This is a genomic window from Streptomyces sp. NPDC041796 (assembly GCF_055590785.1).
The window spans coordinates 504,990-528,659 of sequence record NZ_JBVJAH010000004.1; the positions used below are offsets into that span (position 1 = coordinate 504,990).

General features: G+C 72.1%; 19 protein-coding genes and 3 pseudogenes. 6 read left to right on the forward strand and 16 right to left on the reverse strand.

What is annotated here, in order from left to right:
- Nucleotides 1-210: 210 nt before the first annotated feature.
- Nucleotides 211-858: pseudogene (recX, locus tag ACZ6C1_RS10735) on the reverse strand (recombination regulator RecX); the annotation flags it as partial.
- Nucleotides 785-1,921, reverse strand: a complete 1,137-nt coding sequence (gene recA, locus ACZ6C1_RS10740) for a recombinase RecA (protein ID WP_469239833.1) — start codon at nucleotides 1,919-1,921, stop codon at nucleotides 785-787. The gene recA and the pseudogene recX, both read right to left, overlap by 74 nt.
- Before the next feature lie 156 nt (nucleotides 1,922-2,077).
- Between recA and ACZ6C1_RS10745 the strand changes: the two are divergent.
- Nucleotides 2,078-2,284: pseudogene (locus ACZ6C1_RS10745) on the forward strand (hypothetical protein); the annotation flags it as partial.
- A gap of 225 nt (nucleotides 2,285-2,509) precedes the next feature.
- Nucleotides 2,510-2,818, forward strand: a pseudogene (locus ACZ6C1_RS10750) (MMPL family transporter); the annotation flags it as partial.
- Nucleotides 2,819-2,876: 58 nt separating this feature from the next.
- Here the strand turns inward: ACZ6C1_RS10750 and ACZ6C1_RS10755 are convergent.
- On the reverse strand, nucleotides 2,877-4,031 hold the full coding sequence (locus tag ACZ6C1_RS10755; RefSeq protein ID WP_469239886.1) for an AI-2E family transporter: 1,155 nt from the start codon (nucleotides 4,029-4,031) through the stop codon (nucleotides 2,877-2,879).
- Between the two features lie 330 nt (nucleotides 4,032-4,361).
- A complete protein-coding gene (locus tag ACZ6C1_RS10760; RefSeq protein WP_433113419.1) occupies nucleotides 4,362-4,556 on the reverse strand; it encodes a DUF3046 domain-containing protein in 195 nt (64 codons plus the stop codon).
- 79 nt (nucleotides 4,557-4,635) lie between these two features.
- On the opposite strand from ACZ6C1_RS10760, the gene ACZ6C1_RS10765 reads away from it, so the two are divergent.
- Nucleotides 4,636-5,544, forward strand: a complete 909-nt coding sequence (locus ACZ6C1_RS10765; RefSeq protein ID WP_469239835.1) for a hypothetical protein — start codon at nucleotides 4,636-4,638, stop codon at nucleotides 5,542-5,544.
- Between the two features lie 45 nt (nucleotides 5,545-5,589).
- Here the strand turns inward: ACZ6C1_RS10765 and ACZ6C1_RS10770 are convergent, their stop codons facing one another.
- From ACZ6C1_RS10770 to ACZ6C1_RS10780, 3 genes are all read right to left on the reverse strand, one after another.
- Nucleotides 5,590-5,898: an AzlD domain-containing protein gene (locus tag ACZ6C1_RS10770; protein ID WP_469239837.1), complete on the reverse strand. Its 309-nt coding sequence runs from the start codon at nucleotides 5,896-5,898 to the stop codon at nucleotides 5,590-5,592.
- Nucleotides 5,895-6,611: an AzlC family ABC transporter permease gene (locus ACZ6C1_RS10775; RefSeq protein ID WP_469239888.1), complete on the reverse strand. Its 717-nt coding sequence runs from the start codon at nucleotides 6,609-6,611 to the stop codon at nucleotides 5,895-5,897. The genes ACZ6C1_RS10770 and ACZ6C1_RS10775 overlap by 4 nt, the downstream gene beginning before the upstream one ends.
- A gap of 177 nt (nucleotides 6,612-6,788) precedes the next feature.
- The gene (locus ACZ6C1_RS10780; protein WP_469239839.1) at nucleotides 6,789-7,661 is read right to left on the reverse strand and encodes an AraC family transcriptional regulator; all 873 of its coding nucleotides are present in this window, start codon (nucleotides 7,659-7,661) and stop codon (nucleotides 6,789-6,791) included.
- A gap of 103 nt (nucleotides 7,662-7,764) precedes the next feature.
- Between ACZ6C1_RS10780 and ACZ6C1_RS10785 the strand changes: the two genes are divergently transcribed.
- From ACZ6C1_RS10785 to ACZ6C1_RS10795, 3 genes are all read left to right on the forward strand, one after another.
- Nucleotides 7,765-12,390, forward strand: coding sequence for an ATP-dependent helicase (locus tag ACZ6C1_RS10785; protein ID WP_469239841.1), 4,626 nt, complete (start codon nucleotides 7,765-7,767; stop codon nucleotides 12,388-12,390).
- 191 nt (nucleotides 12,391-12,581) lie between these two features.
- Nucleotides 12,582-13,385 (forward strand): Fpg/Nei family DNA glycosylase, encoded by an 804-nt coding sequence (locus tag ACZ6C1_RS10790; protein ID WP_469239843.1) that lies wholly within the window; start codon nucleotides 12,582-12,584, stop codon nucleotides 13,383-13,385.
- A gap of 31 nt (nucleotides 13,386-13,416) precedes the next feature.
- Nucleotides 13,417-14,181: an SDR family NAD(P)-dependent oxidoreductase gene (locus tag ACZ6C1_RS10795; RefSeq protein WP_469239845.1), complete on the forward strand. Its 765-nt coding sequence runs from the start codon at nucleotides 13,417-13,419 to the stop codon at nucleotides 14,179-14,181.
- Here ACZ6C1_RS10795 and ACZ6C1_RS10800 read toward each other — a convergent pair.
- From ACZ6C1_RS10800 to ACZ6C1_RS10840, 9 genes are all read right to left on the reverse strand, one after another.
- Entirely contained in the window at nucleotides 14,129-14,479 is a 351-nt protein-coding gene (locus tag ACZ6C1_RS10800) for a hypothetical protein (RefSeq protein WP_469239847.1), read from the reverse strand. The genes ACZ6C1_RS10795 and ACZ6C1_RS10800 overlap by 53 nt on opposite strands.
- Nucleotides 14,480-14,604: 125 nt before the next feature.
- Nucleotides 14,605-15,090, reverse strand: a complete 486-nt coding sequence (locus ACZ6C1_RS10805; RefSeq protein ID WP_469239848.1) for a Dps family protein — start codon at nucleotides 15,088-15,090, stop codon at nucleotides 14,605-14,607.
- A gap of 162 nt (nucleotides 15,091-15,252) precedes the next feature.
- Nucleotides 15,253-15,636, reverse strand: coding sequence for a helix-turn-helix domain-containing protein (locus ACZ6C1_RS10810; RefSeq protein ID WP_019889909.1), 384 nt, complete (start codon nucleotides 15,634-15,636; stop codon nucleotides 15,253-15,255).
- A 109-nt stretch (nucleotides 15,637-15,745) separates the two neighbouring features.
- Nucleotides 15,746-16,267: a CinA family protein gene (locus ACZ6C1_RS10815; protein ID WP_469239850.1), complete on the reverse strand. Its 522-nt coding sequence runs from the start codon at nucleotides 16,265-16,267 to the stop codon at nucleotides 15,746-15,748.
- Nucleotides 16,264-16,950 carry a CDP-diacylglycerol--glycerol-3-phosphate 3-phosphatidyltransferase gene (gene pgsA / locus ACZ6C1_RS10820; protein WP_469239852.1) on the reverse strand — a complete coding sequence of 229 codons (687 nt, stop codon included), beginning with the start codon at nucleotides 16,948-16,950 and terminating at the stop codon, nucleotides 16,264-16,266. Before pgsA ends, ACZ6C1_RS10815 begins: the two co-directional genes overlap by 4 nt.
- A complete protein-coding gene (rimO, locus tag ACZ6C1_RS10825) occupies nucleotides 16,947-18,425 on the reverse strand; it encodes a 30S ribosomal protein S12 methylthiotransferase RimO (RefSeq protein WP_469239854.1) in 1,479 nt (492 codons plus the stop codon). The genes pgsA and rimO overlap by 4 nt, the downstream gene beginning before the upstream one ends.
- A 487-nt stretch (nucleotides 18,426-18,912) precedes the next feature.
- A complete protein-coding gene (locus ACZ6C1_RS10830) occupies nucleotides 18,913-19,770 on the reverse strand; it encodes a helix-turn-helix domain-containing protein (protein WP_469239890.1) in 858 nt (285 codons plus the stop codon).
- Between the two features lie 213 nt (nucleotides 19,771-19,983).
- Nucleotides 19,984-22,806 (reverse strand): DNA translocase FtsK, encoded by a 2,823-nt coding sequence (locus ACZ6C1_RS10835; RefSeq protein ID WP_469239856.1) that lies wholly within the window; start codon nucleotides 22,804-22,806, stop codon nucleotides 19,984-19,986.
- Between the two features lie 184 nt (nucleotides 22,807-22,990).
- The gene (locus ACZ6C1_RS10840) at nucleotides 22,991-23,668 is read right to left on the reverse strand and encodes a response regulator (RefSeq protein ID WP_469239858.1); all 678 of its coding nucleotides are present in this window, start codon (nucleotides 23,666-23,668) and stop codon (nucleotides 22,991-22,993) included.
- Nucleotides 23,669-23,670: the final 2 nt, after the last annotated feature.

The following is a 23,670-nucleotide window of genomic DNA, read 5'->3' on the forward strand; positions in this document are numbered from 1 at the left end:
GGCGGACACCCGCCCGGGCGCGGACGGCCGCCTGGGCGCGGACGGCCGCCTGGGGCGCAGGCGCTCGCCAGGGCGCGACATCCCCCAAGGGCGCGGGCACCCGCCCGGGCGCGGGCACCCGCCTGCGCGCGGGCACCCCCAAGGGTCCAGGCGTCCGCCTGGGCGCGGACATCCCCAAGGTCGCGGACTCCCGCCGAGGCCGCGGACCGGTCAGAAGGGCCCGGCCGGCAGGTCGTCCGTGTCCTCGCCCTCCGCCTCCAGTGCCTGCCGCACCACCCGCAGGGCCATGCCTTCCGGGTAGCCCTTGCGGGCGAGCATGCCCGCGAGGCGGCGGAGACGGCGGTCACGGTCGAGGCCGCGGGTCGCCCGGAGTTTGCGGGCGACCAGCTCCCGGGCCGTCTCCTCCTCCTGCTCGGAGTCGAGCTGTCCCACCGCTTCGTCGATCAGCTCGGCGTCCACCCCCTTGGTGCGCAGCTCCCTGGCGAGGGCACGGCGGGCCAGGCCCCGGCCATGGTGCCGGGATTCCACCCACGCGCCCGCGAAGGCCGCGTCGTCGATCAGGCCGACGTCCTCGAAGCGGGAGAGGACCTCGTCGGCGACCTCGTCCGGGATCTCACGCTTGCGCAACGCGTCCGCGAGCTGCTTGCGGGTGCGCGGTGTTCCGGTGAGCAGGCGCAGGCAGATCGCCCGCGCCCGCTCAGCCGGATCCTGGGGCGACAGCTCCTTCTCGGCCCTCGACGAGTCGGGGCTGTCGCCCGGCCATTCGGTGCGCCTGACCACGGGGTCAGGCCTTGGCGGCCGCGGTCTTGGTCGCCTTGGTGACCTTGGCCGCCGGGGCCGGGACCGACTTCGCCGGCTCGTCGGTGGCCGACGCGCCCGCCGTGCCCGCCGTGTCCGTGCCGGGCTCGGTCGCCTGGGGCTCGGGCCGGACGCCGACGCCCAGCTTCTCCTTGATCTTCTTCTCGATCTCGTTGGCGAGGTCCGGGTTGTCCTTCAGGAAATTGCGGGCGTTCTCCTTGCCCTGGCCGAGCTGGTCGCCCTCGTACGTGTACCAGGCGCCCGCCTTGCGGACGAAGCCGTGCTCGACGCCCATGTCGATCAGACCGCCCTCACGGCTGATGCCCTGGCCGTAGAGGATGTCGAACTCGGCCTGCTTGAACGGCGGCGCGACCTTGTTCTTGACCACCTTGCAGCGGGTGCGGTTGCCGACCGCTTCCGTGCCGTCCTTCAGGGTCTCGATACGGCGGATGTCGATACGCACCGAGGCGTAGAACTTCAGCGCCCGGCCACCGGTCGTGGTCTCCGGCGAGCCGAACATCACGCCGATCTTCTCGCGGAGCTGGTTGATGAAGATCGCCGTGGTCTTGGACTGGTTGAGCGCGCTGGTGATCTTCCGGAGCGCCTGGCTCATCAGACGGGCCTGCAGACCCACGTGCGAGTCGCCCATCTCACCCTCGATCTCCGCACGCGGCACGAGCGCGGCCACGGAGTCGATGACGATCAGGTCGAGCGCCCCGGAGCGGACCAGCATGTCCACGATCTCCAGGGCCTGCTCGCCGTTGTCCGGCTGGGACAGGATCAGGTTGTCGATGTCGACGCCGAGCTTCTTCGCGTACTCCGGGTCGAGGGCGTGCTCGGCGTCCACGAACGCGACCTGACCGCCGGCCTTCTGTGCGTTGGCCACGGCGTGCAGGGTGAGGGTCGTCTTACCGGAGGACTCCGGACCGTACACCTCCACCACGCGCCCGCGGGGCAGCCCGCCGACGCCGAGAGCGACGTCCAGCGCGGTCGACCCGGTCGGGATCACCTCGATGGGCTCGTTCGGCCGCTCGCCGAGGCGCATCACCGCGCCCTTGCCGAATTGCCGTTCAATCTGTGCGAGCGCGGCGTCGAGCGCCTTCTCGCGGTCGGTTCCTGCCATGGGTTCCACCCGATTTGCTTGAGTCGATCGCTTCACGTCAAAGACGCTAACCCCTGCCACTGACAATGGGCCCCGACGTCCCTCCGACCTGTGGATAACTCGGCGGCCCACGCCTCGCCGCCCCCGTGGTTCCGGGGCGGAACCCCATGAGAATGGATGTTCGAATTCGCTGTCAAGCGAGCCACACCGGTCCGTGGCGCCCGCTCGCCATCCCGGCCGCGCACCCCTCCGGACACCCGGTCCGCGCACGCGCCCGCACCCCGGTTGCACGCGGCCGCGAGCCTGCCGGTGGTGACGGCGCTGTTCGCGGTCGGCGGGGCCGTCGGTCTGCTCGCGCTGGCCCCGCACCTCGCGTCCGTGGCCGACTTCACCCCGCCGGTCATGATGCTGGTGGGCCTGGGCGTCGGCATCGACTACGTCTTGCTGGTCTTCTCCCGTTACCGCAGTGAGCCTGCTGGGCGGCGCCGAGCCGGAGAGGGCCACGCGCCTGGCCCTGAACGCGGCCGGGCGCACGGTCTTCTTCGCCGGCTGCACGGCGATCGTGGCGCTGATGGGGCTGGTCGCCCTCGGGCTCGGTTCATGCTGGCCCGTATCCAGGAGGAGTGGGAGCGCACCAAGGACCCGCAGGGCGCGGTACGGGAGGGGCTCGCCGCGACCGGCAAGGTCCTCACCGCGGCGGCGGCCATCATGATCGTGGTGTTCCCGGCGTTCGTCCTGAGCCCGGACCGGATGCTTCAGCAGTTCGGGCTGGGCCTGGCCGTGGCCATCTTCCTGGACGCGCTCGTCATCCGCTGCCTGATCGTCCCGGCGGTCATGCAGTTCCTGGGCCGCGGCGCCTGGTGGCTCCCGTCCCCCCTCGCCCGGTTCCTGCCCGAGCCGGTCCTCGAACGGCCCTGAGCACCCGCCGGAGGGCGGCCTTGGTGCGGGCCGCCCCAGAACGGGCCGGGTGCGGGCCTCAGACGCCGTCCGAGGGCGGTGTCGTCCGTTCCGCCAGTTCCTTCTCCTTCTTGGCGCGCAGGGCCCGCTGCACGCGGGCGAGGACGGCCTCGCCGTGCCGCCGGTGGCCGTGCATACGCGGGTCCTCCGTCACGTCGTACCGCTTCACGTACGCCCCGAGGAACGCCTGCAGGGTGGCGACCGCCGGGATCGCGATGAGCGCCCCGACCGCGCCGAGCAGCGCGGTGCCGGCGACGACCGACCCGAAGGCGACCGCCGGGTGGATGTCGACGGTCTTGGCGGTGAGCTTGGGCTGCAGCACGTAGTTCTCGAACTGCTGGTACACCACCACGAAGACCAGCACCCAGAGCGCGTACCAGGGGTCCTCGGTGAAGGCGATCAGCATCGGAAGGGCGCCCGCCAGGTACGTACCGATGGTGGGGAGGAACTGGGAGACCAGTCCCACCCAGACGGCCAGCGCGGGCGCGTACGGCACGGCCAGGAACTGCAGCAGGACGTAGTGGGCGACGCCGGAGATCAGCGCCATCAGACCGCGCGAGTACAGATAGCCGCCGGTCTTGTCGACGGCGATCTCCCAGGCGCGCAGCACCTCGGCCTGCTTCGCGGGCGGCAGGACCGAGCACAGGGCCCGCCGCAGCCGCGGCCCGTCGGCCGCGAAGTAGAACGAGAACAGGAAGATCGTCAGCAGTTTGAACAACCCGCCGAGCACGGTCGCGGAGATGTCCAGGACCCCACTGGCGCTGTTCTGCACGTACTTCCGCAGCCAGTCGGAGCGCAGCAGGCTGTCCTGGACCTCGACCCGGGAGAGCTCGGTGTGGAAGGTGTGGTTGATCCAGTTGATGAGCGAGTCGAGGTACCGGGGGAAGTCCTCGACCATCTCGATGATCTGACCGGCCAGCATCGAGCCGAGCAGGACGACGAAGCCGACGCCGACCGCCAGGACGGCGAAGAACACCAGGAAGGTGGCGAGCCCGCGGCGCATTCCCCGGGCGGCCATGCGGCCCACGGCCGGCTCGATCGCCAGCGCGAGGAAGAACGCGATCAGGATGTTCAACAGCAGGCCGATGAGCTGGTGGAAGGCCCAACTGCCCAGCTGGAAGCAGGCGTACAGGGCGAGGGCCATGACCATGGCCCTCGGCAGCCAGCGGGGCATGCGGGCGGCGGGGGCCCTGTCGCCGGCCGGCGTGGTCGCGGTCGGCTCCGCGGCCCTGCTCGGCGGCACGGCGGCCGTGTCCATGGCCGGCGACGCGGGTTCGCGCGTCACCGGCTCGGTGGTGCTCGTCTCGGTCTCGTCAGTCGGGGCCACGGGGCAAGTCTCGCCTACGGCTACGACAATCGGCCGGCCAGCCCGGAGATCACCGCCTCACAGTTGTGCCGCACACGGCCGCACCGCGTGGAGCGGTCGCCCCGGCCCGATCACCACTGCCCGGCGGGGCTGCCGCTCACCGGCCCCACCGCACGCACGACACCCACTCCCCCGGCGTCACCGCTTGTCAGCGGGGACGTCCACGGCCGCGCACACCGCGCGCCACACGTCCTTCGCCTCCCACCCCGCGTCCAGCGCCTGGTACACCGTCCGGCCGCCCAGCTCGGACATCACATGGTCCCGAGCGAAGGACTCGGCGTAGACCTCACCGAAGTGGTCCGCCATCCGCTCCCAGAAAATCGTCAACCGCATGCCTCAAGTATCCCGCTCCTGAGAGTGCAGCCCCGTCCACGCCCCTTGCCGAAAGCCCTTTCCGCCCTACGGTCTGAACATGGCTGGAACTCCTCTTTCGCGCGCCGAGCACTTCATCTGGCTGACGGCCCGCGTGCTCGAACAGCGCCGGTTCGCTTACCACTTCCTGGGCGGTGGCGCCGACCCCGTGGAGGCCGCCCTGACCGCGTACGTCAACGAGGACGGGGGGTACGGCCACGCCTTGGAGCCGGATCTGCGCGGACCCGTGAGTCAGCCGCTGCACACCGCGCACGCGCTGCGGGTGCTGGACTCCATCGGCCGCTGCGGCGGGCTGCGCGTGGAGCGCATCTGCCGCTATCTGACGGGGGTGTCCACCCAGGACGGTGCCCTTCCGGCCCTCCACCCCTCCCTCCGGGGCTACCCGGCCGCCCCGTTCATGCCGATCGTGGACGATCCCCCGAGCGAGCTGCTGGCCACCGGCCCGGTGGTCGGTGTGCTCCACCGCAACCAGGTGTGGCACGCGTGGCTGTTCCGCGCCACGGATTTCTGCTGGGCGGCCATCGACGCGCTGGAGAAGTCACACCCGTACGAGATCCAGGCCGCCGTCGCGTTCCTGGACGGTGTTCCGGACCGGAGCCGCGCGGAGGCCGCCGCGGACCGGCTCGGCCGTCTGGTGCGGGACCAGCGGCTGGCCGTGCTGGATCCGGAGCGCGTCGCCGAGTATCCGGTCGCCCCGGGATACGCGCCGGGCGAGCACCACTTTCCGCACGACTACGCGCGCGTGCCGGACTCCCTCGCCCGCCGCTGGTTCACGGACGAGGAGATGGCCCGTTCCCTGGACTTCCTCGAGGGCGACCAGGAGGAGGACGGCGGCTGGCCGGTCAGATGGCGCCAGTGGGCACCGGGCACGGCCCTGGAGTCGCGTCCGATCGTCACGATCGAGGCGCTGCGTACGCTGCGGGCGCACGGCCGCCGGATCGGCGGCTGAGCCGCCGACCGGCGCCGCTCACGGGCGTACGAGGAGGCCGTACCGTCAGCCGCCCACGGCCCGGACGCCCGCCGTCACCACGACGGCGGCGGCGACCACGACCAGGAACGGCGCGCGCAGCACCAGGGCGAGTGCCGCGGCGGCGAGACCGGCCCCCCGGGCGTCCACGACGAGGGCGCTGTTGGTGCTGAACGTCTGCTGTGCGGTCAGCGCGGCCAGCAGGGCGACGGGCAGCAGCGCCGACAGCCGGCGCACCAGCGGCCGTTCCAGTGCCCCTGCGGGCACCAGGAGCCCGACCAGCTTGAGGAGGTAGCAGCCGACCGCGGTCAGGCCGATGGCGAGCCATATGGTCACCGTTCCGTCCCCTTCTTGTCCGTGTTGTTGTGCGCCTTGTCGTAGTACGCGTTCTTGCCGTTGGCTGTGGTTCCGCGGCCCTGGAGCCACAGCACGGCGGGCGCGGCGAGGGCCGCGGCCAGGACCGGCACTCCGGCGGGCAGCACAGGCAGGAGGCCGAGTCCCAGGACGACGGCGATCCCGGCGACCGCCCGCTCGGTGGTCGTCCGCAGCATGGGGGCCAGCAGGGCGAGGAAGACGGCCGGTCCGGCGGCGTCCAGTCCCCAGCTGTCGGTGTCGCCGATGGCCTCGGCGCCCAGTGCCCCGAGGAGCGTGGTCAGGTTCCACAGCACATAGAGGGTGAGCCCGGTGACGGTGAAGCCGATACGGGCTGCCCGCCGGCCGGGCTGGGCGAGCGACACTGCCGCCGTCTCGTCGATGACCCAGTGGGCGGCGAGCGGCCTTACGGACCGTGGCAGGGCCAGGAGCTGTGACAGCCGCAGCCCGTAGAAGGCGTTGCGGGTGCCCAGGAAGAAGGCGCCGGCCGCGGCGGTGAACGGGTTCCCGCCGGCCGCGAGGGCGCCGACGAGCGCGAACTGCGAGGCGCCGGTGAAGACCAGCAGGCTGAGCGCGCAGGTCTGGAGCAGGCTGAGCCCCGCCCCGGCCGAGGTCACGCCGAACGCGAAGCCGGAGAGCCCGACGGCGACGCCCACACCGAGCGCGTCACGGACCACGGCACGGTCGGGCTTGCCCGCGGGCGGTACGCCTGTCCCTTCGAAAGCCGTCTCTTCGAGCGCCGTCCCTTCGAGCGCGGTCTCGTCGCCCGCCGTCCGGTCGCCCGCTGTCCCGTCGCGTGCTGTCCCTCGGAGTGCTGTCCCTGGGAGTGCTGTCTGTTCTGCCACGCCCCGACGCTACGGAGCGGGACGCCCCTCGGTCTTGTACGTTCCTGCACGCTCACGCTGGTAGGCGCCCGGGGGTACCCCCACGATCCGGGTGAAGTGCCGGTTGAGGTGGGGCTGGTCGGTGAAGCCGACGGCGGTGGCTGCAGCGGCCGGCGGCGTGCCGGCCTCCAGCAGGCGGCGGGCGGTACGCACGCGCGCGTTGGTCAGCCAGGTGTGCGGGGGCATGCCGTAGGTGGCCTTGAAGGCGCGCAGCAGGGCGAAGGGGCTGGTGCCGAGCTCCCGCGCCAGCTGTTCCAGGGACGGTGGCTCGACCATGCGCTGCAGGAGGAGCTCCCTGGCCAGGAAGGCCGTGCGGGACCCGGCGGCGAGCGGCCGGCGCCGGGGCAGCGACTGGCCGTGGCGGCGCAGCAGCCGTGCGACGGCCACCCGGAGGAGGCTGTCGGCGGCCAGCGCGTTGCCTTCCTCGGCCGCCCGGTGCACGGCGCGGATGAGCTGGGCCGTGTCCTCGTCCTCGACGATGGTCTCGGCGAAGCCGACGGTGCCACGCAGGGTCGTCTCCTCCTCCGCGATCGCCGCGACGAGCGCCGACGACGGGTAGAGGGTCGCGTAGGACCAGCCTTCGGGCACCCCCGCGTGCGCGGAGTGCGGCACCTCCGGGTTGATCATGACGACGGTGCCGGGGCGGGCCTGGATGGTGCCCTCGGGCATGACGACGTCCTCGACCCCTCGCCGCACGGCGCCGAGGACGAACCCCTCGTGGCTGTGCCGGCTGAAGGAATGGCGCACGTAGCGGGCGCGGAGCAGGTCGAGCCCGGGCACACCCGGGTACTGCCAGTGCCTGGCCCATTCGCCTTCCCGTTCCCGCCCCCGCGTGCTCGTCATTCCTCCATTCTGCGTCCGGCCGCACCACCGCTGACCTCGGCGTCCACGTCCCGGACAGCGCTGCCGCGCCGGATTGTCAGTGGCGGGGTGCACGATGGGGGACATGGCCAGGACTGCGCTCGATTCCTTCTCCCCCGCGACCCGAGGCTGGTTCACGGGGGCCTTCAGCGCGCCCACCGCGGCCCAGGAGGGCGCCTGGCGGGCGATCGGCGAGGGGTCGGACGTCCTGGTCGTCGCCCCGACCGGGTCCGGCAAGACACTGGCGGCGTTTCTCGCCTCGCTCGACCGGCTCGCGTCCACGCCGCCGCCCGCCGACCCGAAGAAGCGCTGCCGGGTGCTGTACGTGTCACCGCTCAAGGCGCTCGCGGTCGACGTGGAGCGCAATCTGCGGAGTCCGCTGACGGGCATCCGGCAGGAGTCCGTCCGCCTCGGCCGGCCCGAGCCGGACGTACGGGTCGGCATCCGTTCCGGCGACACGCCCGCCGCCGAGCGGCGTTCGCTCGCCACCCGGCCGCCGGACATCCTGATCACCACGCCCGAGTCGCTGTTCCTGATGCTGACCTCCGCCACGCGGGACGCGCTCTCCGGCGTGGAGACGGTGATCCTCGACGAGGTGCACGCCGTCGCCGGCACGAAGCGGGGCGCCCATCTCGCGCTGTCCCTGGAGCGGCTCGACGAGCTGCTGCCCCGCCCGGCCCGCCGTATCGGGCTTTCGGCGACGGTCCGCCCGGTGGACGAGGTGGCCCGCTACCTGTCGCCGCAGCGGAGGGTGGAGATCGTCCAGCCCGCGTCCGGCAAGGAGTTCGACCTGTCGGTGGTCGTGCCGGTCGAGGACCTGGGCGAGCTGGGCGGTTCACCGGCCGCGGACGCCGGGGGCAACGCCGACAAGCCGTCGATCTGGCCGCATGTCGAGGAGCGGATCGCCGATCTCGTCCAGGCGCACCGCTCGACGATCGTCTTCGCCAACTCCCGGCGGCTGGCCGAGCGCCTGTGCAACCGGCTCAATGAGATCGCCTATGAGCGGGCCACCGGAGAGGCCCTCCCCGACGACCAGTCCCCCGCCGAGCTGATGGCGCAGTCCGGCGCGGCGAAGGGTGCCCCGCCGCTGCTGGCGAGGGCGCACCACGGTTCGGTCTCCAAGGAGCAGCGGGCCCTGGTCGAGGAGGACCTCAAGGCGGGCCGCCTGCCCGCCGTGGTCGCCACCTCCAGCCTGGAGCTGGGCATCGACATGGGCGCGGTGGACCTGGTCGTCCAGGTCGAGTCGCCGCCGTCGGTGGCCTCGGGACTCCAGCGGGTCGGCCGCGCCGGGCACCAGGTGGGCGCGGTTTCCACGGGCGTGGTGTTCCCCAAGTACCGCGGTGACCTGGTGCAGGCGGCCGTGGTCACCGAGCGCATGCGCAGCGGTTCCATCGAGTCGATGCGGATCCCGGCCAATCCGCTGGACGTGCTGGCCCAGCAGCTGGTCGCCATGGTCGCCCTGGACACCTGGCAGTTCGACGACCTGCTGGCCGTGGTCCGGCGGGCCGCGCCGTTCGCGTCGCTGCCGGAGTCGGCGTTCACCGCCGTCCTGGACATGCTCGCCGGGCGGTATCCGTCCGACGCGTTCGCGGAGCTGCGGCCGCGCGTGGTGTGGGACCGCGTCACGGGCGCGGTCACGGGGCGGCCGGGGGCGCAGCGCCTCGCCGTCACCTCCGGCGGCACGATCCCCGACCGGGGCCTGTTCGGGGTGTTCCTGGCGGGCGCCGACCCCAAGAAGGGCGGCGGGCGGGTCGGCGAGCTCGACGAGGAGATGGTGTACGAGTCGCGCGTCGGTGACGTGTTCACCCTGGGCACCTCCTCGTGGCGCATCGAGGACATCACGCGCGACCGGGTGCTGGTCTCCCCCGCGCCCGGTGTGCCCGGCCGGCTGCCGTTCTGGAAGGGCGACCAGCTGGGCCGTCCGCTGGAGCTGGGCCGTGCGGTGGGCGCGTTCCTGCGCGAAGTGGGCTCGCTGGCACCGGACGACGCGCGGCTGCGGCTGCTGGCGGCGGGCCTGGACGCCTGGGCTGCGGACAACGTCCTGGCATACCTGGAGGAGCAGCGGCAGGCGTGCGGCCATGTGCCCGACGACCGGACGATCCTGGTGGAGCGGTTCCGCGACGAGCTGGGCGACTGGCGCGTCGTGGTGCACTCGCCGTTCGGCGCGCAGGTGCACGCCCCGTGGGCGCTGGCCCTGGGCGCCCGGCTCACCGAGCGGTACGGCATGGACGCCCAGGTCATGCACGCCGACGACGGCATCGTGCTGCGCCTGCCCGATGCCGACCTGATGGGCCTGGACCTGCTCGACCAGGACCCGGCGGCGTCCCCCGGCCTGGAGTACGACAACGACCAGGCGCCGGTCGGCGCCGCCGACGTCCTGTTCGACAAGGGCGAGGTCGACCAGATCGTCACCGACCAGGTCGGCGGCTCGGCCCTGTTCGCGTCCCGCTTCCGGGAGTGCGCCGCCCGCGCCCTGCTGCTGCCGCGCCGCAACCCCGGCAAGCGCACGCCCCTGTGGCAGCAGCGCCAGCGCGCCGCCCAGCTGCTCCAGGTGGCCAGCGAGTTCGGGTCGTTCCCGATCGTCCTGGAAGCGGTCCGTGAGTGCCTCCAGGACGTCTTCGACGTGCCCGGACTGCGGGAGCTGATGGGCGACATCGAGTCACGTCGCGTCCGGCTGGTCGAGGTGACGACCCCCGAGCCGTCCCCCTTCGCCCGCTCGCTCCTGTTCGGCTACGTGGCCCAGTTCCTGTACGAGGGCGACTCCCCGCTCGCCGAGCGGCGGGCCGCCGCCCTGTCCCTGGACTCGCGGCTCCTGGCCGAACTGCTGGGCCAGGCGGAACTGCGCGAGCTGCTGGACGCGGACGTCCTGACCGAGCTGGAGAGCGAGCTCCAATGGCTCACCGAGGACCGCCGGGTCAAGGACGTCGAGGGTGTGGCCGACGTGCTGCGCGTCCTCGGCCCGCTGACCGACACCGAGCTGGTCGAGCGCGGCGCCGACCCTGACTGGCCACGGCACCTGGAGAAGACCCGCCGGGCCATCCGCGTCCGTGTCGCGGGCGCCGACCACTGGGCGGCCGTCGAAGACGCGGGCCGGCTGCGCGACGCGCTGGGCACGGCCCTCCCGGTCGGTGTCCCGGAGGCGTTCACCGAGCCGGTCAAGGACCCCCTCGGCGACCTCCTCGCGCGGTACGCGCGCACGCACGGCCCCTTCACGTCCGCCCAGGCCGCCACCCGGTTCGGTCTCGGCACCGCCGTCACGGACGGTGCCCTTCACCGCTTGGCCGCCGCCGGCCGGTTCGTCCAGGGCGAGTTCCACCCGTCGGGCATCGGCCAGGAGTGGTGCGACGCGGCCGTGCTGCGCCGGCTGCGCCGCCGTTCGCTCGCCGCGCTCCGCCACGAGCTGGAGCCGGTTCCTCCGGCGGCACTCGCCACCTTCCTGCCGCAGTGGCAGCACCTGGGCGGCAGCAGTCTGCGCGGCATCGACGGACTGGCCCGTGCCATCGAACAGCTCCAGGGCGCGCCCGTCCCCGCCTCCGCCCTCGAAAAGCTGGTCCTCCCCTCCCGCGTCACCGGCTACAGCCCCGCCATGCTCGACGAGCTCACCACCACCGGCGAGGTGGTGTGGGCCGGAGCGGGCGCCCTGCCCGGCAAGGACGGCTGGGTCTCGCTCTACTTGGCGGACGCGGCTCCCCTGCTCCTTCCGCAGCCCCACCCGCTGGAGCTCACCGCCCTGCACGAGTCGGTCATGTCCGTCCTCTCCGGCGGGTACGGCCTGTTCTTCCGCCAGATCGCCGACCAGATCCGCGCCACCACCCACCCCGACGCCACGGATCCCCAGCTGGCCGACGCCCTGTGGGACCTGGCCTGGTCCGGCCGGCTCACCAACGACACCCTGGCGCCGCTGCGCTCCCTGCTCGGCTCCGGGCGTACGGCGGGCTCCACCGCCCACCGCGCCAAGCGCACCGTCCCCCGCGGCCGGTACGGCACGCTGACCGCGGCCGCCCGCACCGCTTCCCGCTCCGGCCCGCCCACCGTCAGCGGCCGCTGGTCCCTCCTCCCACCCCCGGAGCCGGAGCCCACCCACCGCGCCCACGCCCTGGCCCGCACCCTGCTGGACCGGCACGGTGTGGTCACGCGCGGCGCGGTGGCCGCGGAGGGCGTGGAGGGCGGCTTCTCGGCGACGTACCGGGTGCTGTCGGCCTTCGAGGACAGCGGCCAGGCCCGCCGCGGCTATGTCGTCGAGGGCCTGGGAGCCGCCCAGTTCGCGATGGACGGCGCCGTCGACCGTCTCCGCGCGGCGGCCACCGCCCGCGACCGCGCCGACTCCGCGACCGCCCCCCGCGCCGTCGTCCTCGCCGCCGCCGACCCGGCCAACGCGTATGGTGCCGCGCTGTCCTGGCCCGAGCCCCCCGCCGACGCCGGGCACAAACCCGGCCGGAAGGCCGGCGCCCTCGTCGTCCTCGTCGACGGCGAGCTCACGCTCTACATGGAGCGCGGGGGCAAGACTCTCCTGTCCTGGCCCACCGAACCGGACGACCCGGCCCTCCAGGCGGCCACCGAAGCCCTCGCGGCAGCCGCCCGCGCGGGTTCCCTCGGCACGGTCACGGTCGAGCGGATCAATGGCGTGGCCGCCCTCATGTCCCCCCTGTCCCGCTCTCTGGAAGCAGCCGGCTTCCACGCGACCCCACGAGGCCTCCGCCTCCGCGCCTGACGCGGCCGCACCCCGGCCGGCCCCGCGCCCGCCCGGAGCCCGGTCAGCCCACCACCCCAGCTACCACCACCCCAGACACCGCCTCAAGCCTCACCACCCCAACCCCCGGATCCGCATCCCCAACCCCCACCGCCACCCGTAGCCGCGCCGCACTCCGCCCCCACCCCCACCGCTTCCCGCATCATGGACGCATGCCCGAAGGAGACACCATCTGGCTGACCGCCCGGCGCCTGCACACCGCACTCGCGGGCAAGCTGCTGACCCGCTCCGACCTGCGGGTCCCGCGCCTGGCGACCGCCGACCTCACCGGGCGGTCCCTGCTCGACGTCACTCCGCGCGGCAAGCACCTCCTCACCCGGATCGAGGGCGGTCTCACCCTCCACTCCCACCTCCAGATGGACGGCTCCTGGCGGGTCTACACGCCCGACGAGCGGTGGAACGGCGGGCCGGGCCACCAGATCAGGGTCATCCTCGGCACCACCACCCACACAGCGGTCGGTTACCGCCTCCCCGTCCTGGACCTGATCCGTACCAGCGACGAACCGTCCGTCGTCGGTCACCTCGGCCCCGATCTCCTGGGGCCGGACTGGGACGCCGAGGAAGCGGTGCGCCGGGTGTGCGCGGACCCCGCCCGTCCCCTCGGCGAAGCGCTGCTGGACCAGCGGAATCTCGCGGGCATCGGCAACGTCTACAAGTGCGAGCTCGCCTTCATGGCACGGGTCACGCCCTGGCTCCTGGTCGGCGACCTGCCCCCGGGCGTCCCCGAGCGGCTGATCGCCACCGCCCACCGTCTTCTGGAGGCGAACAAGGAGCGCTTCGACCGCCGGACGATCCTCACCACCGACCGCCCCGACCGGAAGCTCTACGTCTACGGCCGCAAGAACCAGCCGTGCTACCGCTGCGGCACCGCCGTCCGCCGCAAGGAGGAGACGGGACGGGACCGCATCTCCTACTGGTGTCCGGGCTGCCAGTCCGGCCCGGCTCCCCCTAATTGACGGGCCGTCAGCTCAGTCGTACCGTCCCGGCATGGCCCTCTCGCCGTACGACCTCGCCGGCCGCACCGCGTTCGTCACCGGAGCCGCGAGTGGCATCGGCCGCGCCACCGCCGTCCTGCTCGCGGAGGCGGGCGCCACCGTCCACTGCGCGGACCGTGACGAGCTCGGTCTGCACGAGACCCGGGCCCTCATCGCCCGCCAGGGCGGCACGGCCCACCCGCACGTCTTCGACGTGACCGACCGCGCCGCCCTCCGCGCCGCCGTGGACGGCGTCGGCACGCTCCACGTCATGGCTGCCATCGCGGGCGTCATGCACACCAGCACGGTCCTGGAGACGACGGACGAGGACCTCGATCGCGTATTCGCCGTCAACTTCAAGGGCACCCTGTACGCGTGCCAGGAGGCGGCCCGCTCGATGATCGGGCACGGCGTCGGGGGCTCCATCGTGACGATGGCGTCGGGCGCGGTGGACGCGGCGAGCCCGGGCCTGCTCTGCTACAGCGCCTCGAAGGCCGCCGTGGTCCAACTGACGCGCACCCTGGCCGCCGAGGTGGGGCCGCACGGCGTCCGCGTCAACGTCGTCGCGCCCGGATGGGTCCGTACGCCCATGACACAGCGCCATGCGGCTGACCGGCAACTGGGCTTCGAGGCCGTCATGGTGCGGATGTCCCCGCTCGGCCGGGTGGGTGAGCCGGAGGACATCGCCCGGACGGTCCTCCATCTGGCCTCGGACGCCTCGTCGTTCACGACGGGTCAGATCCTCCGCCCGAACGGCGGCGTAGCCATGCCCTGGTGAGGCGCACGACCCGGGACGACACGCGGGACGATACGCGGGACGGCGCATGGGACGGCCTGGGCGTCGCATGGGACGGCGTGGGCGTCGCATGGGACGGCGTGGGCGTACGCGTCACCGAGACCGTACGGGCCGAAGCCACGTGCACCGGCAGCAGGCTCAGCCCCCAGCCTCCCGCCGCCATGGTCGCCTCGACCGGCCCCGCCTGAGCGGGCGCCAGGACCAGTCTCAGCACCGCCCACCACCACAGCGCGCCCAGCACCAACGCGAGCGCCGGCAGCGCGACCCGTCGCCGTACCATGACCGCCTCCTCCGGTCGACGCTAGTGCGGCCCGATCACATGACGGGAGGGCGTACCGGTGCGCGCCTCCAGCGCACGTGCTCCGGCACACCCTCCTGTCCTGACCATCCCGGCGCCCGGTGACGTTACGGGTTGTCCGCCTGACGGCTCTCCGCCTGGAACATCCACGCGTGCTTTTCCAGGTCGGCCGTCAGCGCGATCAGCAGATCCTGCGTCACCGGGTCGGGCTTGTCGGTCGCCTCGATCCGCTCACGCATCCTCCCGACCACGGTCACCAGCGCCTCGACCATGATCCTCACCGCTTCATCGTCCTTGATCCAGCCCGTCGGCACGTTCTTGATCGCCGTGCTGGACGCGACCGTCGTGGCCCGGCCGTCCGGAGTGACACCCAGCGCCGACGCGCGCTCCGCCATGATGTCGGAGTGCTGGCGGGCGGTGGTCACTACCTCGTCGAGCTGCAGATGAATGGAGCGGAAGCGCGGCCCGACCACGTTCCAGTGCACCTGCTTGGCCACGAGGGACAGGTCCACCGCGTCGACGAGTGCGCCCTGCAGAGCTTCGCCGACCACCTTCAGGTCGGCGTCGGACAGCGGGCTCTTCACGACTGACATTCCGAATCCTCCGTTTCCCGGCGTGCGGCGGGAGCGCACACCCGTCCACCATTGCACATACGACCTGAAACGGGCATTCGGGGTAAACGAAAGCCCCGGTCGGCCATTCGGGTACCCGACCGGGGCTCAGCCCAAAACGTTTGCTCCCAAAACGCGGGAGCCCTAGGCGGCGACGACGTCCACCGCCTCCGCGGGCGCCTTGATGGTCACCCGCTCCGTCGGCACACCCGCCACCGACGTCACGGACACAGAATTGAGCATCGGGCGTACTGGTGCCGGCACCGGCTCACTCGCCGCTGCCGATTCGGCCAGCTCAGCCAGCGAGAGCTCGTCGCTCACCTCTCGCATGAGCTCGGACATCCGTACGTCAAGCGCGTCGCAGATCGCGGAGAGCAGCTCGGAGGAAGCCTCCTTCTGCCCCCGCTCCACCTCGGAGAGATAGCCGAGCGAAACTCGGGCGGACGAGGAGACTTCGCGCAGAGTACGGCCCTGGCGCTGGCGCTGCCGACGCAGCACGTCACCCAACAGGCGACGGAGCAGAATCATCGGTGGCTCCCTCCTCGGACCGTGTAGCCGCATCCTTCACGCCCCACCGTACCGCCTCGCGCTGCGGCCGTGCGGGGAGCGATGACGTGTTCACTCAGGGCTGCAAACATCAGTTCCCCCCGTTCTGTTCCGTATCCTGTGCCCGCGCATTCTCCGAGAGTTCGCCCACGAGCAGTTCCAGCACGCTCCGTACACTCTCTCTACGAATTTCCGCCCGGTCGCCGTTCAATCGCAGTGCGGCGACTTTCCCCGCACCGAGGGGGCCGCCGACCGGCCCACAGACGGCCACGTACACGGTGCCCACCGGCTGTCCGTCCTGCGGTTCGGGCCCCGCGACACCGGTGGTCGCGATCCCCCATCCGGCCTCCAGCCGGGCCCGCACTCCTGCCGCCATCTGCAGCGCAACCTCCGGATCGACGGCTCCGCGCTGGGCGAGCAGGTCCGCGTCGACGCCGAGGAGGTCCTGCTTCAGCGCGGTCGCGTACGCCGTGACCGAGCCCCGGAAGGACTTCGAGGCGCCGGGCACGGAGGTCAGTTCCGCCGCCACCAGGCCACCGGTGAGCGACTCCGCGACAGCGACCGTCTGATTACTCTCCGCAAGGAGGGTCAGAGCGCGCGCTGCCGCGTTCATCGTCCCGGCTCCCTCTCGGAGCGCTCCCGCGCCCGTTCCGCGCGCTCGGCGGCGAGTCCCTGACGTCGCAGGACCACCGCCTGTCGCACATAGTCGAGCCCGGTCACGACCGTCAGCACGACGGCCACCGCCATCACCCAGAAGCGGAGTGTCGCGAGGGGTCCGGTCAGCATCAGAACGTACATACCGACCGCCGTACCCTGCGCCAGCGTCTTCATCTTGCCGCCGCGACTGGCCGGAATGACTCCGTGCCGAATCACCCAGAACCGCATCAGTGTGATCCCGAGCTCCCGGAAGAGGATCACTCCGGTCACCCACCAGGGCAGGTCCCCGAGCGCCGAGAGACAGATCAGCCCGGCGGCCATGATCGCCTTGTCGGCGATCGGATCGGCGATCTTCCCGAAGTCGGTGACCAGGTTGTACGCCCTGGCCAGGTGCCCGTCGAAGATGTCGGTGATCATGGCGACGGCGAACGCCGCCCATGCCCAGGCGCGCCAGGCCGGGTCGTACCCGCCGTCCTGCAGCATGAGCACCACGAAGCCCGGCACCAGGACCAGCCGCACCATGGTGAGGATGTTGGCGATGTTCCACAGGCTGGCCTGATTGACGGCCGCGGCGCCCAGCTTGCCGCCGGGCGCGGGCCTACCCGTACCGCCCGCCGCGGATGCCGGGGCTCCGGTCATCTGCCCGCCTCCTCAAGGCACTGCGCCACCAGGTCGACGCCCTCCGTGCCGACGACCTTGGCCGTGACCATACGGCCGGGCACCAGGCCCTCGGCCGTCGTGAAGACCACCTGGCCGTCGGTCTCCGGCGCCTGGTGCGCGGCGCGCCCGACGGCGCCGTCCCCGTCCGGCGTCTCGTCCACCGACTCGACCAGCACCTCCAGGGTCTCGCCGAGCCGCTCCTCCGCCCGCTGGGCGGTCAGCTCCTCGGCAAGTCGCGACAGGTGCGCGAGCCGCTCGTCGACGATCTCCTGGTCGAGCTTGTTCTCGTACGTGGCGGCTTCCGTGCCGTCCTCGTCCGAGTACCCGAACACGCCGATGGCATCGAGCCGGGCGTGCGTGATGAAGCGTTCCAGCTCCGCGAAGTCCTCCTCGCTCTCGCCGGGGAACCCGACGATGAAGTTGGACCGCACACCGGCCTGCGGAGCCTTGCCGCGGATGGTGTCCAGCAGCTCCAGGAACCGGTCGGTGTCGCCGAAGCGCCGCATGGAGCGCAGCACACCGGGCGCCGAGTGCTGGAAGGACAGATCGAAGTACGGGGCGACCTTCTCCGTCGACGTCAGAACGTCGATGAGTCCGGGACGCATCTCGGCGGGCTGCAGGTAGCTCACGCGAACACGCTCGATCCCGTCGACCGCCGCCAGCTCCGGCAGCAGGGTCTCCAGGAGGCGGATGTCGCCGAGGTCCTTGCCGTACGAGGTGTTGTTCTCGGAGACCAGCATGATCTCCTTCACGCCCTGCTCGGCCAGCCAGCGCGTCTCGCCGAGGACGTCGCTGGGGCGCCGGGACACGAAGGAGCCCCGGAAGGACGGGATGGCGCAGAACGAGCAGCGGCGGTCGCAGCCGGAGGCCAGCTTCACCGAGGCGACCGGGCTGGTGTCGAGCCTGCGGCGCAGCGGGGCGCGCGGCCCGGACGCCGGAGCGACGCCCTCGGGCAGGTCCTCCGGTGCGGGAGCCGGCTCCTGGGAGTGGCCCGGCAGGGCGACCTCGGCGGCGGCGTCCTGCCGCTGCACGGGGCTGAGCGGCAGCAGCTTGCGCCGGTCGCGCGGGGTGTGGGCCTCCACGCTGCCGCCGCTGAGGATGGTCTGGAGGCGGCCGGAGATGTCGGCGTAGTCGTCGAAGCCCAGCACGCCGTCGGCTTCGGGAAGCGCTTCGGCGAGCTCCTTGCCGTACCGCTCGGCCATGCAGCCCACGGCGACGACGGCCTGGGTCCTGCCGTGGTCCTTCAGATCATTGGCTTCGAGCAGGGCGTCGACGGAGTCCTTCTTGGCGGCCTCGACGAAGCCACAGGTGTTGACGACCGCGACATCCGCGTCGGCGGCTTCCTCGACGAGCTCCCAGCCGTCCGCTGCCAAGCGGCCTGCGAGCTCCTCCGAGTCCACCTCGTTACGGGCGCAGCCAAGTGTGACAAGGGCGACGGTACGGCGTTCGGGCATGGACTCAAGACTACTTCGTCCCAGCGACACCCCCACCGCTCAGGGGTCACGCCCGAAGCGCCCCCCACCGCCCCGCTCCCCAAACCACCCGACCCAGTGGTCCGCCCCGGCCCCGCCCGCCCACGGACGGAACCGTCCACCGGCCCCGCCCACCCCGTGGACGGAACCGCCCCACCGGGCCCGACCGACGCCGGGCCCCGCCTCCGGGGCCAAAACCCGACCCCACCGTCCCGGCGCCCCGAGCCCGCCGAACCGCGGCGAGGACCGGACATCCCGCCGACCCGCCGACCCGCCGACCCGACAACCCCACCGTCCGGGCGCCCCGACGCCTCCCACCCGCCGGCTGCCAACCGCCGGCCACCCAGCCGCCGGCCCCAGCCGTCAACCGCCGACCATCAGCAGCGCCAGCCGCCAGCCCCAGCCGTCAGCCGTCAGCCGTCAGCCGTCAGCCGTCAGCCGTCAGCCGTCAGCCGTCAGCCGCCAACGGTCAGCCGACCTGAGGGTCGCCCTTGGTGTAGGTCAGGCGCTCGACCTGGCCGGCCTCGAACTCGTCCTCGACCTTCTTGCCGTTCACGAAGAGCTCGATCGCGCCGGCGTTGCCCAGGATGAGGTCCAGCCGTTCGTCGTCCTGGAACGTCTTGGAGTCACCCTTCAGCAGCAGCCCGTCGAAGAGCAGCTTGCCGTCGCGCGCCTTGGCCGAAATCCAGCTCTTGTCGTCGGTCGCGGTGAGCTTGACCGTCACCTTGTCCTTGGGGACGGCCGCGATGGCGCTCTCCGAGGGCGCGGGCGGCGGGGCGACCGCCTTGGGCGGCTTCGGCTTGCCGGTGGCCTTCTGCGCCGGGGCCGGGCCCTCGGCGACGTTGGTGCTCCGGGAGCCGCCGCCCTCCCCGTTGAACAGGGTGAAGCCCACGAAGCCGATCACCGCGACGATCGCGGCGACCATGGCGGCGGTCCAGTTGGGCCGCCGCCGCTCCGGGCGGATGCGTTCGGCCTCGAACAGCGGAGCGGCGGGCGTCGGGGCCGGGCGGCCACCGTGCGCGGCGTCGTACTGCTCGACCAGGGCCACGGGATCGAGGCCGACCGCACGCGCGAGCGTACGGATATGGCCACGGGCGTACACGTCGCCGCCGCAGCGCGAGAAGTCGTCCTCCTCGATCGCGTGCACGATCGGGATGCGGACGCGCGTGGAGGTGCTGACCTCCTCGACCGTCAGGTCGGCGGCGATGCGTGCCTGCTGGAGCGCACGGCCGATCGAGGGCCGGTCGTCCTCAGGGGTGTCAGGGACATCCGGGACATCCGTGGCGTCGGGGGTCGAAGGCCGGTCGTCTTCGGGGGAGTTGCCGATGGACACGAGGGCGCCTTTCGAGCGTGTAACCACCTGCTGGAGGTTCAGTCTATGGGTGGTACGAAAGGGTGGAGCAACCGGGCGGACGCACTTTGTACGCCATCGGAATGGCGTGCGCCCGAGGGGCGGGACAACTAGTTTCCGCCCGCTCCCTCCAACTTGACGTACAAGAGGGGGAAACGGTTGCTCACGATTCCCTAACGAGTGAGAGTCCTACGAGTCCGACTCCCCACGGATGACAGCGAGTACTCCATCCAGCTCATCCGGTTTGACAAGGACGTCCCGCGCCTTGGAGCCCTCGCTCGGCCCGACGATGTTCCGCGACTCCATCAGGTCCATCAGCCGGCCCGCCTTGGCGAAGCCCACGCGCAGCTTGCGCTGGAGCATCGAGGTGGAGCCGAACTGTGTGGTGACGACCAGCTCGGCGGCCTGGCACAGCAGGTCCAGGTCGTCGCCGATGTCCTCGTCGATCTCCTTCTTCTGCTTCGTACCGACCGTGACGTCGTCCCGGAACACCGGGGCCATCTGGTCCTTGCAGTGCTGTACGACCGCCTGGACCTCTTCCTCGGTGACGAAGGCGCCCTGCATTCGGATGGGTTTGTTGGCCCCCATGGGCAGGAACAGGCCATCGCCCTTGCCGATGAGCTTCTCGGCGCCCGGCTGGTCCAGGATGACCCGGCTGTCGGCGAGGGACGAGGTGGCGAAGGCGAGCCGGGACGGCACGTTCGCCTTGATCAGACCGGTGACGACGTCGACCGACGGCCGCTGGGTGGCCAGCACCAGGTGGATGCCGGCGGCCCGCGCCAGCTGCGTGATGCGGACGATCGCGTCTTCGACGTCCCTCGGCGCGACCATCATCAGGTCGGCCAGCTCGTCGACGATGACGAGCAGGTACGGGTACGGCTGGAGCTCGCGTTCGCTGCCCTCCGGCGGCTTGACCTTCCCGGCCCGTACGGCGGCGTTGAAGTCGTCGATGTGCCGGTACCCGTACGCCGCGAGGTCGTCGTAGCGCAGGTCCATCTCCCGCACGACCCACTGGAGGGCCTCGGCGGCCCGCTTGGGGTTGGTGATGATCGGCGTGATCAGGTGCGGGATTCCCTCGTACGCGGTCAGCTCGACCCGCTTGGGGTCGACCAGCACCATCCGTACGTCCTCGGGGGTCGCCCTTATCATCACCGAGGTGATCAGGCAGTTGATGCACGACGACTTGCCGGAGCCGGTGGCACCGGCGACGAGGATGTGCGGCATCTTCGCCAGGTTGGCCATCACGTAGCCGCCCTCGACGTCCTTGCCGAGCGCGACCAGCATCGGGTGGTCGTCCTCGGCGGCGTCCGCGAGGCGCAGCACGTCGCCGAGGTTGACCATCTCGCGGTCGGTGTTCGGGATCTCGATGCCGACGGCGGACTTGCCGGGGATCGGCGAGATGATCCGTACGTCCGGGCTGGCGACCGCGTACGCGATGTTCTTCGTCAGCGCCGTGATCCGCTCGACCTTCACGGCCGGGCCGAGCTCGACCTCGTACCGGGTGACCGTCGGGCCGCGGGTGAAGCCGGTGACGGCCGCGTCGACCTTGAACTCCGAGAAGACGGTCGTCAGCGACGCGACGATCGCGTCATTGGCCGCGCTGCGCGTCTTGCCGGGCCCGCCGCGCTCCAGCAGGTTCAGCGACGGCAGGGCGTACGTGATGTCCCCGGCGAGCCGGAGCTGCTCGGCACGCGGCGGCAGACCCTCCGGCTCGTCACGGACGGGGGCGGGCTTGGTGAGGTCCGGTACGAGCCCTCCGGGCGTCTCCGCCTCCCGCGCGGGCGGTACGGAGCCGGTGTCACCGCGCTTGGCCGACCGGCCGCCCCGCGCCTCCCGTGCCTCCCGCTCGCGGTCACCGGTCACGTCCCGCGTCAGGTCGGCGACCAGCGGCGAGGGCGGCATGCCGTTGAGCACGGCCCCGTCCAGCGCCGCGGCGGCGGCCGCGGCGACGTCCACGGCGTCCATGGGCCGGTCGAACTCGGGTTCCGCGGGCGCGGCCGCCTTCCGGGGCCGCCTGCGCCGGGTGAGTGCCTCCTCCTCGGCGTCCTCGGGGTCGTACACCCCGGGCTGCGCACCGGCCCGCCGGGACCGGGCGGGCAGGGCATCGCGCCACTGGTCGTCGTACCGCTCGTCGTCCACACCCACCACGCCGGGCGCGGGCTCGACGATGCCCAGCCGCACCCCGAGCGCCCGGAGGCGCTGCGGGATGGCGTTGACGGGTGTGGCCGTGACGACGAGCAGCCCGAAGACGGTGAGCAGCACCAGCATCGGTACGGCGAGGACCTCGCCCATCATGAAGATCAGCGGCTTGGAGGCGCCCCAGCCGATGAGACCGCCCGCGTCCCGTACCGCCTCGCTGCCGAGGTCGCGCCCGGGTGAGCCGCAGGCGATGTGGACCTGGCCGAGCACGCCGATGACGAGCGCGGACAGCCCGATGACGATCCGCCCGTTGGCCTCGGGCTTCTCGGGGTGGAGGATGAGCCGGATGGCGATCGCGCCGATGAGGAGCGGGACGAGCAGGTCGAGCCGGCCGAAGGCGCCGGTCACCAGCATCTCGACCAGGTCGCCGACCGGGCCCTGCAGGTTGGCCCAGGTGCCGGCGGCGACGATCAGCGAGACGCCGAGCAGGAGCAGGGCGAGGCCGTCCTTGCGGTGCGCCGGGTCGAGTCCTTTGGCGCCGCGCCCTATGCCGCGGAACAGGGCGCCGACCGCGTGCGCGAGGCCCAGCCACAGGGCGCGCACCAGCCGGTTGACGCCGGCCGTCGGCGACGATGCCGGTTTGGGCGCGGCCTTCTTCGCGGGTGCCCGCTTGGCGGGCGGCTTCCTGGCGGGCGCCTTCTTCGCGCTCTTCGCGGCGGGCTTGGCCGCCTTCACGGGCACGGTCTTCTTCGCGGGGGGCTTTCCCATGGCCGCCTTCTTGGCCGCGTTCGCAGCACCGGTCGCACGGCCGGCGCGCGGCTGCGCGGTGCCCGCCGTGCCCTGGGAACCCTTGCCGGACGTACGTGAGGCCATGGTGGTGAGGTTACCGGTGTGGGGCGCGGTGGACACGTGTGCCCACCGCTTCACCCGTTCGTGTCGTGCAGGACGTTGCGCAAAGCTGACGGCCGTTCAACCGGGAGGCATCACGCCCGCCTTCCCTGTGGTGAAGGGTCAGTTCTGCGCCGACAGTAGGGTCAGTTCCGTGCCGGCAGCAGGGTCAGTTCTGTGCCGGCAGTGTGGGGGAGCCACCGCTCCCGGTGCCCGGTTCGAGCGCGTCCAGCGCCCTGCGCAGTCCGGTGAGCTTGCGCTCGAGGTGCGCGGCGGTGGCGACGGCGGCGGCGTCCGCCGAGTCGTCGTCGAGTTGCTTGGACAGCGCCTCCGCCTGCTCCTCAACTGCGGCGAGCCGTGCGGACAGTTCCGCCAGGAGGCCGGCGGACTCCTTGACGGCTCCGCCCTGGCCGCCCTCGAGCTGGAGCCGCAGCAGCGCGGCCTGCTCGCGCAGCTGACAGTTCTTCATGTACAGCTCGACGAAGACGGAGACCTTGGCGCGCAGCACCCAGGGGTCGAAGGGCTTGGAGATGTAGTCGACGGCCCCCGCCGCGTACCCCCGGAAGGTGTGGTGCGGGCCGTGGTTGATCGCCGTCAGGAAGATGATCGGGATGTCCCGTGTCCGTTCCCGACGCTTGATGTGCGCGGCGGTCTCGAAACCGTCCATACCTGGCATCTGGACGTCCAGCAGAATGACCGCGAAGTCGTCCGTCAGCAGCGCTTTGAGCGCTTCCTCCCCTGACGATGCCCGCACCAGCGTCTGATCGAGCGCAGAGAGGATGGCCTCCAGCGCCAGCAGATTCTCCGGTCGGTCATCGACCAGGAGGATCTTGGCCTTCTGCACCATGG

Excerpts from the sequence above, each read along its gene's own strand:
- ACZ6C1_RS10810 (WP_019889909.1), bottom strand. The coding sequence starts at position 15,636 with ATGATTCTGCTCCGTCGCCTGTTGGGTGACGTGCTGCGTCGGCAGCGC.
- ACZ6C1_RS10835 (WP_469239856.1), bottom strand. The coding sequence starts at position 22,806 with ATGGCCTCACGTACGTCCGGCAAGGGTTCCCAGGGCACGGCGGGCACC.
- pgsA (WP_469239852.1), bottom strand. The coding sequence starts at position 16,950 with ATGACCGGAGCCCCGGCATCCGCGGCGGGCGGTACGGGTAGGCCCGCG.
- ACZ6C1_RS10755 (WP_469239886.1), bottom strand. The coding sequence starts at position 4,031 with ATGCCCCGCTGGCTGCCGAGGGCCATGGTCATGGCCCTCGCCCTGTAC.
- ACZ6C1_RS10785 (WP_469239841.1), top strand. The coding sequence starts at position 7,765 with ATGGCCAGGACTGCGCTCGATTCCTTCTCCCCCGCGACCCGAGGCTGG.
- recA (WP_469239833.1), bottom strand. The coding sequence starts at position 1,921 with ATGGCAGGAACCGACCGCGAGAAGGCGCTCGACGCCGCGCTCGCACAG.
- ACZ6C1_RS10760 (WP_433113419.1), bottom strand. The coding sequence starts at position 4,556 with ATGCGGTTGACGATTTTCTGGGAGCGGATGGCGGACCACTTCGGTGAG.
- ACZ6C1_RS10780 (WP_469239839.1), bottom strand. The coding sequence starts at position 7,661 with ATGACGAGCACGCGGGGGCGGGAACGGGAAGGCGAATGGGCCAGGCAC.
- ACZ6C1_RS10805 (WP_469239848.1), bottom strand. The coding sequence starts at position 15,090 with ATGTCAGTCGTGAAGAGCCCGCTGTCCGACGCCGACCTGAAGGTGGTC.
- ACZ6C1_RS10800 (WP_469239847.1), bottom strand. The coding sequence starts at position 14,479 with ATGGTACGGCGACGGGTCGCGCTGCCGGCGCTCGCGTTGGTGCTGGGC.
- ACZ6C1_RS10840 (WP_469239858.1), bottom strand. The coding sequence starts at position 23,668 with ATGGTGCAGAAGGCCAAGATCCTCCTGGTCGATGACCGACCGGAGAAT.
- ACZ6C1_RS10765 (WP_469239835.1), top strand. The coding sequence starts at position 4,636 with ATGGCTGGAACTCCTCTTTCGCGCGCCGAGCACTTCATCTGGCTGACG.
- rimO (WP_469239854.1), bottom strand. The coding sequence starts at position 18,425 with ATGCCCGAACGCCGTACCGTCGCCCTTGTCACACTTGGCTGCGCCCGT.
- ACZ6C1_RS10790 (WP_469239843.1), top strand. The coding sequence starts at position 12,582 with ATGCCCGAAGGAGACACCATCTGGCTGACCGCCCGGCGCCTGCACACC.
- ACZ6C1_RS10815 (WP_469239850.1), bottom strand. The coding sequence starts at position 16,267 with ATGAACGCGGCAGCGCGCGCTCTGACCCTCCTTGCGGAGAGTAATCAG.
- ACZ6C1_RS10795 (WP_469239845.1), top strand. The coding sequence starts at position 13,417 with ATGGCCCTCTCGCCGTACGACCTCGCCGGCCGCACCGCGTTCGTCACC.